Source organism: Novosphingobium sp. BL-S-34 (assembly GCF_056857015.1).
The window spans coordinates 2,990,270-3,002,586 of record NZ_CM166472.1; the positions used below are offsets into that span (position 1 = coordinate 2,990,270).

The window sequence follows — 12,317 nt, forward strand, 5'->3', positions numbered from 1 at the left end:
TTTTCCATTGACAGGCGCAAGCCGGACTCCGATAAAAACTGTACTGATGAGTACGATCACTATCCCCCGAGTCGCGGCGGCTTCGATGCTAGCCGTAGGCCTTTCGCTGTCCGCCTGCGCCGTGCCCGACCTTGGGCCGAAGCCGCAGATGCGGGCTCCTGCAACCCTGGACAGCTCCAGGTCTCTGAGCGCCCAGTCCTTCCGCGATGGGGCGCCGAATGCCTCCGCGGATGCCGCCTGGCCGCAGCAGCAGTGGTGGACCGCTTATGGCGATCCCCAGCTGGACGCCCTGGTGGCGGAGGCGCTGGCCAATTCGCCCGACGTAGCCGAGGCGCAGGCGCGCATCCTGCAGGCGCGCGGTGCCGCGCTGGTGGCGGGGGCTTCCACGCTGCCCACGGTCAACGGGCAAGGCTCTGCCGGGGCGGCCAAGCAGAGTTACAACAACGGCATTCCGGCCGACTTCGTTCCCAAGGGCTGGAAAAGCACCGGCGATCTCGCGCTTTCGGGCGACTTCGACCTCGACCTCTGGGGCAAGTACCGCAAGATGCTGGCCGCTGCGACGTCCGAGCAGAAGGCCGCCGAGGCCGACGCTCATCAGGCCGAGCTGATGCTCTCCTCGAACGTGGTGTCTTCCTACTTCGATCTCGCCCGCCTGGTGGCGCGCGGGGAAGCGCTGAAGGAAGCGGTGAACGCGCGCCAGTCGATGGTCACGCTCAGCGACCAGCGCAACCAGCAGGGGCTCGACAGCGAACTGCCGCTGCGTCAGTCCGAATCGCTCGCGGCTTCTGCCCGCGCCGCGCTGTCGGCCAATAGCGAGCAGATCCTGCTGCGCCGCCATGCGCTTGCGGCGCTGCTCGGTGCAGGACCGGACCGCGGCCTCGCCATCGCGCCGACTGCGATCGCCAGCCTGCCGGTCACGCCGGTGCCGGCGGATGCGGGCATCGGCCTGGTCGGCCGCCGTCCCGACATCGTCGCCGCCCGCCTGCGTGCGGAAGGCGCGGGCAAGCGTATCGACGCCGCCAAGGCCGCGTTCCTCCCCGATATCTCGATCAGCGGGCTGTTCGGCCTGCAGTCGCTCGGGATTTCGAACTTGTTCAAGAGCGGCTCGACGTACGGCAACGCCGGCGGAGCGATCAGCCTGCCGATCTTCCAGGGCGGACGCCTCAAGGGCGAATATACCAAAGTGCGCGGCGCCTACGATCTGGCGGTGGCGGACTACAACGCCGCAGTGATCGGCGCGCTTCAGGACGTTGCCGATACGCTGGCTTCGCGCAATGCCGCGGCCGAGCAGGAAGAGGCCTCGGCCGATGCCCGGGACAAGTCGGCCCGCGCCTACGACATCGCCATGAAGCGCTACAAGGGCGGCCTGGGCAACTACCTCGACGCGCTGAGCGCCGAGACCACCGCGCTCGATGCGCGGCAGGCGGCCGTCGATGCCCATTTCCGGACCCTCGCCAGCGAAGTCGCGCTCAAGCGCGCGCTGGGCGGCGGTTACGAAGACAATTCAAGCAAGAAGGCTCCCGAGTAATGAGTGACGACCAGAACAATGAGCAGGGCTCCGGGAGCGTGCTGGGCAAGAACCGGCGCAAGCCGCTGCTGATCGGCCTCGCCATCGGCGTGGCCGCGGTTGGCGTGCTCTATTTCGCCTACGACCTGTTCGTCGGCAGCCGCTCGGTCTCGACCGACAACGCCTATGTCGGCGGCGACAATGCGCAGGTGACCCCGCTAACCTCGGGCCGCGTGGTGGAAGTGCTCGTCACTGACACCCAGCCCGTCCGCAAGGGCCAGTTGCTGTTCCGCATCGAGGATTCCGACCAGCGCATCGCCCTGGCGCAGGCAGAGGCCGAATTCGCCGCCGCGCAGCGCCGCTACGGGCAGTCGCTGGCCCAGAACCGGGCGCTGGGCGCCACGGCAGACGCCAGCGATGCGCAGATCAATTCCGCCAAGGCCAGCGTCGCCTCGGCCGAGGCGACCTTGACCAAGGCCAAGACCGACTTTGCCCGCCGCCAGGCGCTCGTGGGTAGTGGCGCCGTCTCCGGCGATGAACTGACCACGGCCCGCCAGCAGCTTGCCGCGGCGCAGGCATCGGCCAGCGAGGCGCGTGCCATGCTGGCCCAGATGCAGGCTTCGGCGGTCAGCGCACGCCGCCAGGAAGAAGCCTCGGTCGCCCTGACCAAGGGCACCACCGACACCACGGCCCCGGAAATCCGCCAGGCCCAGGCCAAGCTGGACCAGGCACGGCTCGATCTCGAACGTACCATCGTGCGCGCGCCGATCGACGGCGTGATCGCCAAGCGCGCCATCCAGGTCGGCCAGAAGGTCCAGGCCGGCGGCGTGGCGATGACCGTGGTTCCGGTCGGCCACCTCTATGTCGATGCCAATTTCAAGGAAACCCAGCTCGGCAAGGTCCGTCCCGGCCAGAACGCCACGCTGAAGGCCGACTTCTACGGCAGCGACGTGGTCTATCACGGCAAGGTCATCGGCTTCGCCGGCGGCACCGGCTCGGCCTTCTCGCTGATCCCGGCGCAGAACGCGACGGGCAACTGGATCAAGGTGGTGCAGCGCCTGCCGGTCCGCATCGAGCTTGACGCCAAGGAACTGCAGCAGCACCCGCTGCGCATCGGTCTCTCGATGGATGCCGAGATCGAACTGACGGACGCCAACTGATGGCCGGCGCTTCCCCCGCCGCGGCAGGGGCCGGAAGCACGGGAGCCGCCGACAGCACCACCTTCACGGGTGCGAAACTGCTCATCGCCGGCTTCCTGCTGGCGATGGCCAACTTCGTCGTCGTGCTGGACATGACGATCGCCAACGTCTCGATCCCGCACATTTCGGGCGGACTTGGCGTCTCGGTCTCGAACGGCACCTGGGCGATCACTTCCTACGCGGTTGCCGAAGCGATCTGCGTGCCTCTCACCGGCTGGCTCGCAGGGCGCTTTGGCAGCCTGCGGGTGTTCCTGATGTCGCTGATCGGGTTCGGCGTGTTTTCCGCGCTTTGCGGTATCGCGCATACTTTCCCGCTGCTGGTGCTGTTCCGTCTGGGGCAGGGCTTCTGCGGCGGCCCGCTGATGCCGCTGACGCAGACGCTACTGCTGCGCATCTTCCCCAAGCACATGCATCCGCGCGCCATGGCCATGTGGGCGATGACGGTCGTTACCGCGCCGATCGCGGGGCCGATCGTCGGCGGCTACATCTCCGACAACTGGTCGTGGGAGTGGATCTTCTTCATCAACGTGCCGATCGTGGCGCTGGTCTTCTTCGGCCTGTTCACGATGCTGCGCGGGGTCGAGACGCCCACGCGGAAGCTGCCGATCGATGTCGTGGGCCTGGGCCTGCTGATCGCCTGGGTCGCTTCCTTCCAGATGATGCTGGACCTTGGGCGCGAGCATGACTGGTTCGGTTCGCCCTTCATCGTCGCGCTGGCGGTGATCGCGGTGATCTTCTTCATCGCTTTCGTGATCTGGGAACTGACCGAGGAACATCCCGTGGTGGACCTCAAGGTCTTCCGGCACCGCGGCTTCTCGGCGGCGACATTCTCGCTCACCATCGCCTTCGGCACTTACTTCGCCTCGGTCGTGGTGATCCCGCAGTGGCTCCAGACTTCCATGGGCTATACCGCGACGCAGGCGGGCGAGGCGATGGCCTTCTCCGGCGTGCTCGCGGTGTTCGCATCGCCCTTCGTGCCCAAGCTGATGCAGCGCTTCGATCCGCGCATGCTGGTGTTCCTGGGCATTTCCTGGATCGGCATCTGCGCCATCTTCCGCACGAGCTGGTCGACCGAAGTGCCGTTCTGGACCATCGCCTGGCCGCAGCTGGTGCAGGGTGTCGGCGTCTCGCTGTTCATGGTCCCGCTGACCACGATCAGCCTGGCCTCGGTGCGGCCGGACGAGACGGCGGGTGCGGCCGGCATCGCCAACTTCGGGCGCACTCTGGCCAGCGCCATCGCCACGGCGCTGGTGACCACCACCTGGGAGGACATGGGACGCGCCAACGGCGCCGACATGGCCGCCTCGATGAACGGTGCGCAGCAGACCATGACCCAGTTGCAGAACGCCGGCTTCTCCATGGAGCAGGCGCGCCAGACGCTGGCCAATCTCGTGGCGGCACAGGGCACGGCGCTGGGCACGGTACATGTCTTCGCGCTTTGTGCCGTGCTGCTGTTCATCGCCGCATGCACTATCTGGATCGCCCCGCGACCCCCGCGCGGTGCGAAGCCGGCTTCCGGCGGGCACTGATCCCTCGTCCTGCCTGAAGCCAAGCGAGCCGCCGATGCCACTCCTCCTCCGGCGTCGGCGGCTTTCTCTTTTCCAGGGGATCCGGTGTCAGCCCGCGGCGAAACTGCGCCGGGTCAGGCGCGGCAGCATCAGGGCCTGACCGATCGCGCGCAGCACGAAGAACAAGGTGAACGCCGCCCAGAGGCCGTGATTGCCGAAGGGATGGAGCAGCCAGAGCAAGAGGCCGTAGACCGCCATGGCCGCCAGCATCGTCCCCATCATCGCCCGCGTCCATCCGGCGCCCACGAAGACCCCGTCGAACACATAGGCCGAGACGCCCAGCAGCGGCATCGCGGTAAGCCACGGCGCATATGCGGCGGTGGCGGCAATCACCGCCGGGTCGGTGTTGAAGGCCGAAGCCAGCCACGCTCCGCCGAAAGCATAGGCCAGGGTCAGGACCAGGCCCATCACGCCGCCCCAGAGCAGCGCCGAGCGGACCGTGGCCTTGAAGCGCCGGGCGTCACCGGCACCCAGAGCCTCTCCGCAGAGCACTTGGGCGGCGCTTTCGAAGCCGTCGAGCAGGAGCGTTGCCAGCATGAAGAGCTGAAACAGGATGCCGTTCGCCGCCAGCGTCACCGGGCCGGCCTGCGCACCGGTGCGGGCGAAGGCGAGCAGGGCGGTGGTGAGCAGCAGGGTGCGCAGGAATAGGTCGCGATTGAGGGCGAAGAGCCGCGCCAGTTCGGCGCGCCGCCATGTCGCCCGTCGCCGCACCGAGGAAAAGGCGGCGCGCGCTTCGGGACGGCGCAGCACGAGCGCGGCAAGCACGGCGAACTTGAACAGTTCCGAGGTCAGCGTTGCAGTGGCCACGCCCGCAACCCCCCACTTCGCGACGAGCACGAGGAACAGGTCCAGCGCGATGTGCACGGCGTTCGCCGCGATTTCGACCACCAGGACATGGCGCACCAGTCTCTGTCCGATCAGCCAGCCCACCAGCACGCAATTGCCCAGCCATAGCGGACCGGCCCAGTAGCGGATCTCGATGTAGTGCCGGGCGCTCTCTCGCAGGGAGCCCTTGGCCTCGAGCAGGTCCAGCCCCAGCGGGATCGCCACGGGCATGAGGCAGAGCAGCAGCGCGCCGATGGCCATCGCCGCCGCCATGGCGCGTGCCAGCGTCTCGGCGGAAGCGGTGCGATCCCCGCGCCCCGCACCCTGTGCCGTGAGGGCGACCGTGCTGGTCCGCAGGAAGTTGAACACGTTGAGCATGGCCATCATGTACTTCGCGCCGAGTTCCACAGCGCCTTGCGCCGGCGCGTCGCCCAGGCGCCCGATGGCCCACATGTCTGCCAGCCCGAACAGCGCGGTGGCCACGTTGGTGAGCATCGCCGGCAGGGCGATCGACCAGAGCAATCGCGCCTGATGGTCGGCACGCAGGGATAGGCGAAGGTTCAAGGCGTTCTCGCGGTTGGAATGCCTCCGCGCTTATCCGAGGGCTCTGGATCCGGCAATCGCGCCGGCGAATCGCAGCATGCGAATCGGGACGATCGGGCGAGCCCGGCGGAGGGCAGGGCTTTGCTGCACCTGCTAACTGGAAGGATGGCACGGATACAACGGTGCGCGACCTGCTCTGCTGGAAGCAGTGCAAGTGCGCTAAAACCGTTGATCGAGATGATGTTGCGTTTGCGAAGAATCGGCGCGCCGGACAGAAAGTAAACTTCCTACCCGGCGCGCTCTCTCCCAACACCGGTAAAGCCGCAAGCGGCCTTTCACCAAGCACTCTGCAACAATTTCGCGCGATCTCAAAGCGGAATTGCATCGGGACTTATTGAATGTCCCAACCGATGCTGTTTGGCCACAACCGCCAGGGATCGACGGCGCGCGTGCGGAACGGGCGCAAGGGCCTTGCAGCAAAGACGATGCGGCAGGCGGGCGGCGACTACCAGACCAGCGGCACGGCTTCCGGTCCGATCACTCCGCCGGGGCGGTACTCGATGTGCGTTCCCGGCTGCAGTTCGAACTGGGGCACGCGCCTCAGCCATTCCTGCAGCGCGATCTTCACTTCCAGGCGGGCGAGATGTCCGCCCATGCAGCTGTGTACCCCGACGGTGAAGGCCAGGATCGTCTTGCGGGGTCGGTCGAAGTCCACGTTCTTCGGATCGGGGAAGACTTCGGGATCGAAATTGCAGGCGGGCAGGATGAAGGTGACACGGTCGCCCTTCTTCATCTGCACGCCGCGCATCTCGTAGTCCTTGTCGAGCACGCGTCCGGAGAAAGTGACCGACCAGCGTCGCAGAAGTTCCTCGACGATCCGGTCGATGTCCTGCGGGCGGTCGATGATCTCCTGGCGCTGCTCGGGGTTCTGCGCCAGCCAGAGCCAGATGTTGTTGAGCGTGGCGAACACCGTGTCGAGCCCGCCGATGAACAGGAAGCAGACGAAGCCGAAGATCTCCTTTTCGGAGAGCGGCACGCCGTCCGGCTCGGCATGGGCGATCAGGCTGACCACGCCGTCGTCCGGATTGGCCTTCTTCTCGGCGATGGCTTCCTTGAGATAGGCGCCGATCTTAGCCATCGCCTGGCCCATGATCGCGCGGTCGTTCGAATGGAGCAGTTCCATCGCCCATTCGACGAAGGTGTCGCGCATGGCCTGGGGAAGGCCCATGATATCGAGGAATACCGAGACCGGCAGCGGGCGGCCGAAGTCCTCGGTGAATTCGCAAGTGCCCCCGGCCGCGACTTTGGCCTCGATCTCGTCGATCAGGTCGTTCGAGCGCCTGCGGATCAACTCTTCCAGCTTGAGCACGCCCTTGGGGCTGAACACCGGATCCACGATGTTGCGGTACTTGCGGTGGTGGGGCGGATCGATCTCGATCGGGATGAAGTAGAAGTAGTCGTTCGGATCGCGCGGGAAGGGCGTGGCGCCTTCGTTCGAGAAGATATCCGGATGGCGCAGGCCGAACAGGGCATCCTCATGCTTGGTGAGGTGCCACATGTTGCCCATCGGGCTCACGTCGTAATAGATCGGCGGCTGCTTCTCGTGCAGCGCGGCCATGAAATCGTGCGGGCCGGCGAGGAATTCGGGGCCGAACGTCAGGCCGGACTGGCGGATCAGCTCTGCCGGGACATGGTCCGGCACCTGGTCCATGCCGACGTGGCGCGGGAAGCTGGGGGGAACCGGGTTGGCGGCGTCGATGGGCATCGGTCTCTCCTGCCTGGCGGTTCAGAATTGATGTTCGGGCATGTGGACGACGAGGCCGTCCAGCGCGGATGTCATCTCGATCTGGCACGAGAGCCGGCTGCTGGGACGCACTTCGGCCGCTGCCGATTCCAGCAGTTCCTCTTCCGCCTGGGAGGAGGGGGCGCCGACGGTGTCGACCCAGTCCGCGTCGATATAACAGTGGCAGGTAGCGCAGGAGAGCCCACCGCCGCACTCGCCGGTAATCCCCTCGATCCCGTTGTAGACGGCGCCGTGCATGACGTTGTCGCCGACCTCGACGTCCACGTCGGACGCGTGTCCTTCATGATCGACGTAAGTGACCTTGGGCATCGAACTCTCCTGTCCTTCGGCTGTTGACGCATTTCTGAGAACGCTGTTCTCACGGCGTGTAGCGCGGTCTTCGAAGGGGGTCAAATGAAAGCACCGGCTGGACCGCGCGGGGCGGAGCGCCTAGTCCATGGCGGATGGCATCATCGCTTCCGATCCCCGCCCCTTCCGACACGCCCTTCGCCGCTTTCGACGACGGCGAGCAGGATCGCACGCGGCTGCTGGTGACCGCGGCCTACAATCTGCTCGACGAAGCGGGTCTCGAAGGGCTGACGATCCGCGCCGTCCTTTCCCGCACCCGCCTGGCACGGCGCGCTTTTTACGAGCGTTTTCAGGGCAAGGACGACCTGGTGCTGGCGGTCTTCGATTCGTCGCTGCGCTCGGCCGCGCTCCAGTTCGGCGAAATGACGCGGCAGGTGGAAAGCCCGATGGAGGCCCTGCGGCTGATCGTATCGAGCATCGTCGTCGGCCAGCTCGGCCAGGGCGATTCGGTGGAGAGCGGCGCCCATCTGCGCAGCGCAGCGCTCAGCCGCGAACACTTGCGGCTGGCCCAGTCGCGCCCGGCGGAGCTTCAGGCCGCGCTCCAGCCCTTGCTGGATCTCATGGCCGGCCATGTCGCCGCCGGTATCGCGAAGGGAGAGTTCCGCCCCGCCGAGCCGCAATTGCAGGCGCGGCTGATCTACAACCTCGTTTCCACCACCGTGCACACCGTCCTGCTCCAGGAGGAAGGCGGCGAGCCCGATCTTGCCGAGCGCGAGGCGCTGGCCGGGGCGATCTGGGACTTCTGCCGAAGGGCCATCGTCGCCTGAGCCTTCGCAGGGGCTGACGCCTGCGCGGTATCGCTGCCGGGTTCCGAAAGGGTCGGCGGCCGGTTAGAGCGGGGCGATGCGTTCCAGCATTTGCTCGATGTCGTCGGGCCGCGCCAGGTCCGTGCCCGCACGCAGCACCGCCGCCGAGCCTGCGGCCATGCCGCGGCGGAAAGCCTCCAGCTCGTCGTCCCCCCGGCACAGGGCGTGGACCATGGCGGCCACGAAACTGTCGCCCGCGCCAACCGCGCTGGCGGCGTCGATCTTGAGCGCGGGCAGGAACACCGGTCCTTCGGCCCGCGCCAGCACCGCGCCTTCATGGCCCATCGTCACGGCGACGAGCCGCGCCTTGCCCGCCGCGACGATCTCCATGGCGGCCGCGCCGATGGCATCGACATCCTCCAGCTTGCGGCCGGCATATTGCTGCAACTCGCCCTGGCTGGGCTTGACCAGCAGCAGTCCGCCTTCCGCGATCCCCGCCTCCAGCGCCTTTCCGGAACTGTCGAGCACGACGTCGCATCCCCGCTTGCGCATCAGCCGGGCGACGCGGGCATAGTAGTCGTCGGGCACGCCGGGCGGCAGCGAACCGCTCATCACCAGTACGTCGCAGTCGGCTTCGGTGAGTTGGTCGAGGCAGTCCTGCCATTCGCGTTCGCTGACTTGCGGGCCGGCGGGGGTGAAGCGATATTCCTTGCCGGTATCGTGTTCGAGAATGTCGGCGGCGATCCGGGTCGGACCTTCGATGGCGATGCGTGTACGGACAAGCTGATGCAGGTCGATCAACCCGTCCAGCGCCGGTCCGGTGGCCCCGCCCGAAAGATAGAAGCACCGCGCATGACCGCCGAGCCGCACGAAGACCCGCGCCACGTTGATGCCGCCGCCGCCCGGAGCATAGTGCTCGTTGTCAGTGCGCATCTTGTGGGTGTGCTGCACTTTGCCGACATCGTAAGAGATGTCGATCGTCGGGTTCATCGTCAGCGTGGCGATGCTCTTCATCAAGGCAGCTCCTGGTCGGCCGGTCTCTTGCAGCGCTTCATGCCCGCGATCGCGGGCCGGCGCTAGACCGGGTCCAGCGCGTCCGGCTGGGCGCCGGGGAATTGCAGCATGGATCCCGGCTGGGGCCGTCCGAACAGGAAGCCCTGGCCCTGGGTGCAGCCCTCTGCGCGCAAGTATTCCCGCTCCACGTCGCTCTCGATCCCTTCCGCCGCCACCGTCAGCCCCAGGCTGCGACCGAGCCCGATCACCGCGCGGATCACCGCCCGCGAACTGGCTTCCTCATGGAGGTTGAGAATGAAGGACTTGTCGATCTTGATCTTGGTGAAGGGGTAGTTGAGCAGGTAGCTGAGCGACGAATAGCCCGTGCCGAAGTCGTCGAGCGAGATGCCGATGCCGAAGGCCCGCAAGTTGCGGATGATCGCGGCGGGGCGGGGGCCGTGCTCCATCAGCACGGCTTCGGTGATCTCCAGTTCGAGCCGTTCCGCGCCGAGGCCTGAACCGGACAGCGCGTTGATGACGGTGCTGAGCAGATTGCCGTTGCGGAACTGCACGGGCGAGACATTGACCGAAAGCCGCACGGACTCCGGCCAGCGGGTCGCTTCGCGGCAGGCGGTCTGCAGCACGAAACGGCCGAGCTTGTCGATCAGGCCGAGTTCTTCCGCCAGGGGCACGAAGACTTCGGGAGAGACTTGCCCGCGCTCTGCATGGTTCCAGCGCAGCAGGGCCTCGCAGCACTCGATGGCGCCGGTCTCCAGGTTGAGCAATGGCTGGTAATGGACTTCCAGTTCATCGTCGCGCACGGCCTTGCGCAAGTCCGTCTCCAACCGGCTCCTGGCCTGCGCGGCCTCGTCCATTGCCACTTCGAAACTTCGGCAACTGCCGCGTCGCTCGGTCTTGGCGGCGTAGAGCGCCAGATTGGCATAGCGCATCAGCGTCTCGTGATCGCCACTGTCGAACGGAGCGCCGGCCATGCCGGCCGTGGCGCCGACATGCAGGGTGTTGCCGTGGACATGGAAGGGTTCGCAGAGCACGGCAATGATCGCCTTGATGACCAGTTCGGCCTGCGTCAGGCTGGACTTGCGGAAGATGATGGCGAATTCGTCTCCGGCGATCCGGCAGAGCAGGGCGCCGGGCGGCATGAGGTCCCGCATGCGCAGCGCGGCATCGATTAGCAGGGCATCCCCGAAGCGGTAGCCATAAGTGTCGTTTACGGACTTGAAGTTGTCGAGATCGATCAGCGCCAGAGTCACCGTTCCTGCCGGGACGGCGCCGTGAAGCAGTTCGCGCAAGGTCTCGCGGCAATGCGAGCGGTTCGCCAGCCCGGTCAGCTCGTCGTGCCGCGCCATGTATTCCATGCGGCGCTCGATGCGGCAGCGTTCGGTCACGTCGAAGATCGAGGCGATCGTCACCTGCCGGCCGTCGAGTGTCGAGGCGTGAGTGGAGACATGGGTTTCCACCCGGCCTCCGTCCCGGCGCAGCATCTGCCAGTTCGCGTTGCTGGTCGCCAGATCGGCATCGAGCATCGGTGCGGCGATCGCCCAGGCCTGCGCCGCGAAGAGGCGGCGCGTGGCGAGGCCGTTCAGTTCCTCCGGCGTGTAGCCCAGCAGGCGGCAGGCGGAGGCATTGGCATTCACGATCAGGCCGCTTTCGGGATCGTGGACCAGCATGGCCAGGGGATTGCGATCGAACAGCAGCCGGAAGCTCTCTTCCTGCTGCTTGAGATCGGTGATGTCCACGCGCAGGCCAATGGAACCGCCATCTTCGGTCCGGCGCTCCTCGATGAGGATGCAGCGGCCGTTGGAGAGGCGCTGTTCGTGCCGGGCATCGGGTTCCTGCATCAACCGCAGGCGATCGGCGAGCCATTCTTCCTCGCGGCCCTTGGCCTCGGGATAGTCGCCGCGCGCGACGCCGACCCGCAAGGTATCCGCCAGGCGGGCGCCGGGCTCCAGCAGGTCTGCGGAACGGCAGTAGATTTCCTCGTACTTGCGGTTCCACAGGATGTAGCGCCCGTCCTCGTCGAGGAAGACGACGCCTTGCGGCAGCACTTCGATAGCCTCGCGCAGGCGTTTTTCCGCGCGGTCGGCTGCCGCGAGCGCGGCATCGAGCGTTTCAGGTGGCGCTTCGCCTTCCAAGGCTTCGTACTCTTTCCGCACTTTCCATAACCAGCAAGCGAGCCCGAACCCGGATTCGGTTTATAACACAGGACGTTAATTTTTCCGCCAACGCAATCGTGCTGCTCTTGCGCCGACAGGAAGTGCCGCGCGGAAAAGGAAATTAACCACAAAAGAAACCCGCCGCACCGGGGTGCGACGGGCCTGGCCTTCCTCCCCAGGAAAGCGCTTGAGAGGTTATCCGGTCCTGGCAGGACCGGTCGTTCTGGCCGCCGGCGTTATCATCGCCGGCGTTCCGGTGGCTGCGTCAGCGCCGGGTGGCGCTGCGCCTTGGTTGGTCAGCGCCGTGTGGCGCTGCGCCTTAGTTGGTCAGCGCCGTGTGGCGCTGCGCCTTGACTGGTCAGCGCCGCGTGGCGCTTCCGAGGCGATGGTAGAGGTTCGAGTAAGTCGAACTGACCGGATCGTCCTCATGTGCGCGCATGTAATAGAGCACGGCTTCCTGCAGCAGCTTGAAGTCCTGGTTCGAAAGCACCGCGCGGGCGCGGGCCGGTTCGGCGGTCATGGTGGTCATAGTACCTTCCTTTCCTTGCTTCACTGGGGCTTTCCCCATCCGCCCGAGGACTGTCCTCGGGCGTTCTCGAAGTTCGTTTCT

10 protein-coding genes are annotated in these 12,317 nt (G+C 66.4%); 4 read left to right on the plus strand and 6 right to left on the minus strand.

Features of this window, described 5'->3' with window-relative positions; genetic code table 11:
- Positions 1 to 46 precede the first annotated feature (46 nt).
- The 3 genes from AC1VV3_RS14265 to AC1VV3_RS14275 are packed head-to-tail and all read left to right on the plus strand — an operon-like array spanning position 47 to position 4,235.
- Positions 47 to 1,528: an efflux transporter outer membrane subunit gene (locus AC1VV3_RS14265; protein ID WP_431568737.1), complete on the plus strand. Its 1,482-nt coding sequence runs from the start codon at positions 47 to 49 to the stop codon at positions 1,526 to 1,528.
- The gene (locus tag AC1VV3_RS14270) at positions 1,528 to 2,667 is read left to right on the plus strand and encodes an HlyD family efflux transporter periplasmic adaptor subunit (protein ID WP_431568738.1); all 1,140 of its coding nucleotides are present in this window, start codon (positions 1,528 to 1,530) and stop codon (positions 2,665 to 2,667) included. Before AC1VV3_RS14265 ends, AC1VV3_RS14270 begins: the two co-directional genes overlap by 1 nt.
- Positions 2,667 to 4,235, plus strand: coding sequence for a DHA2 family efflux MFS transporter permease subunit (locus AC1VV3_RS14275; protein WP_431568739.1), 1,569 nt, complete (start codon positions 2,667 to 2,669; stop codon positions 4,233 to 4,235). The genes AC1VV3_RS14270 and AC1VV3_RS14275 overlap by 1 nt, the downstream gene beginning before the upstream one ends.
- 87 nt (positions 4,236 to 4,322) lie before the next feature.
- Here the strand turns inward: AC1VV3_RS14275 and AC1VV3_RS14280 are convergent, their stop codons facing one another.
- The 3 genes from AC1VV3_RS14280 to AC1VV3_RS14290 all read right to left on the minus strand — a co-directional run bounded on the left by AC1VV3_RS14280 (position 4,323) and on the right by AC1VV3_RS14290 (position 7,755).
- Positions 4,323 to 5,663 carry an MATE family efflux transporter gene (locus AC1VV3_RS14280; RefSeq protein WP_431568740.1) on the minus strand — a complete coding sequence of 447 codons (1,341 nt, stop codon included), beginning with the start codon at positions 5,661 to 5,663 and terminating at the stop codon, positions 4,323 to 4,325.
- A 484-nt stretch (positions 5,664 to 6,147) separates the two neighbouring features.
- On the minus strand, positions 6,148 to 7,407 hold the full coding sequence (locus AC1VV3_RS14285) for a cytochrome P450 (protein ID WP_431568741.1): 1,260 nt from the start codon (positions 7,405 to 7,407) through the stop codon (positions 6,148 to 6,150).
- A 21-nt stretch (positions 7,408 to 7,428) separates the two neighbouring features.
- Complete coding sequence (locus tag AC1VV3_RS14290) at positions 7,429 to 7,755, minus strand: 2Fe-2S iron-sulfur cluster-binding protein (RefSeq protein ID WP_132261947.1); 327 nt, start codon at positions 7,753 to 7,755, stop codon at positions 7,429 to 7,431.
- A 134-nt stretch (positions 7,756 to 7,889) separates the two neighbouring features.
- Here AC1VV3_RS14290 and AC1VV3_RS14295 point away from each other — a divergent pair, with 134 nt between their 5' ends.
- Entirely contained in the window at positions 7,890 to 8,561 is a 672-nt protein-coding gene (locus AC1VV3_RS14295; RefSeq protein ID WP_431568742.1) for a TetR/AcrR family transcriptional regulator, read from the plus strand.
- Between the two features lie 63 nt (positions 8,562 to 8,624).
- Here the strand turns inward: AC1VV3_RS14295 and AC1VV3_RS14300 are convergent, their stop codons facing one another.
- The 3 genes from AC1VV3_RS14300 to AC1VV3_RS14310 all read right to left on the minus strand — a co-directional run bounded on the left by AC1VV3_RS14300 (position 8,625) and on the right by AC1VV3_RS14310 (position 12,236).
- Positions 8,625 to 9,554, minus strand: coding sequence for a 1-phosphofructokinase family hexose kinase (locus AC1VV3_RS14300; protein ID WP_431568743.1), 930 nt, complete (start codon positions 9,552 to 9,554; stop codon positions 8,625 to 8,627).
- Positions 9,555 to 9,616: 62 nt separating this feature from the next.
- Positions 9,617 to 11,686, minus strand: coding sequence for a putative bifunctional diguanylate cyclase/phosphodiesterase (locus AC1VV3_RS14305; RefSeq protein WP_465128052.1), 2,070 nt, complete (start codon positions 11,684 to 11,686; stop codon positions 9,617 to 9,619).
- Positions 11,687 to 12,065: 379 nt separating this feature from the next.
- Complete coding sequence (locus AC1VV3_RS14310; RefSeq protein ID WP_165921310.1) at positions 12,066 to 12,236, minus strand: hypothetical protein; 171 nt, start codon at positions 12,234 to 12,236, stop codon at positions 12,066 to 12,068.
- Positions 12,237 to 12,317 lie beyond the last annotated feature (81 nt).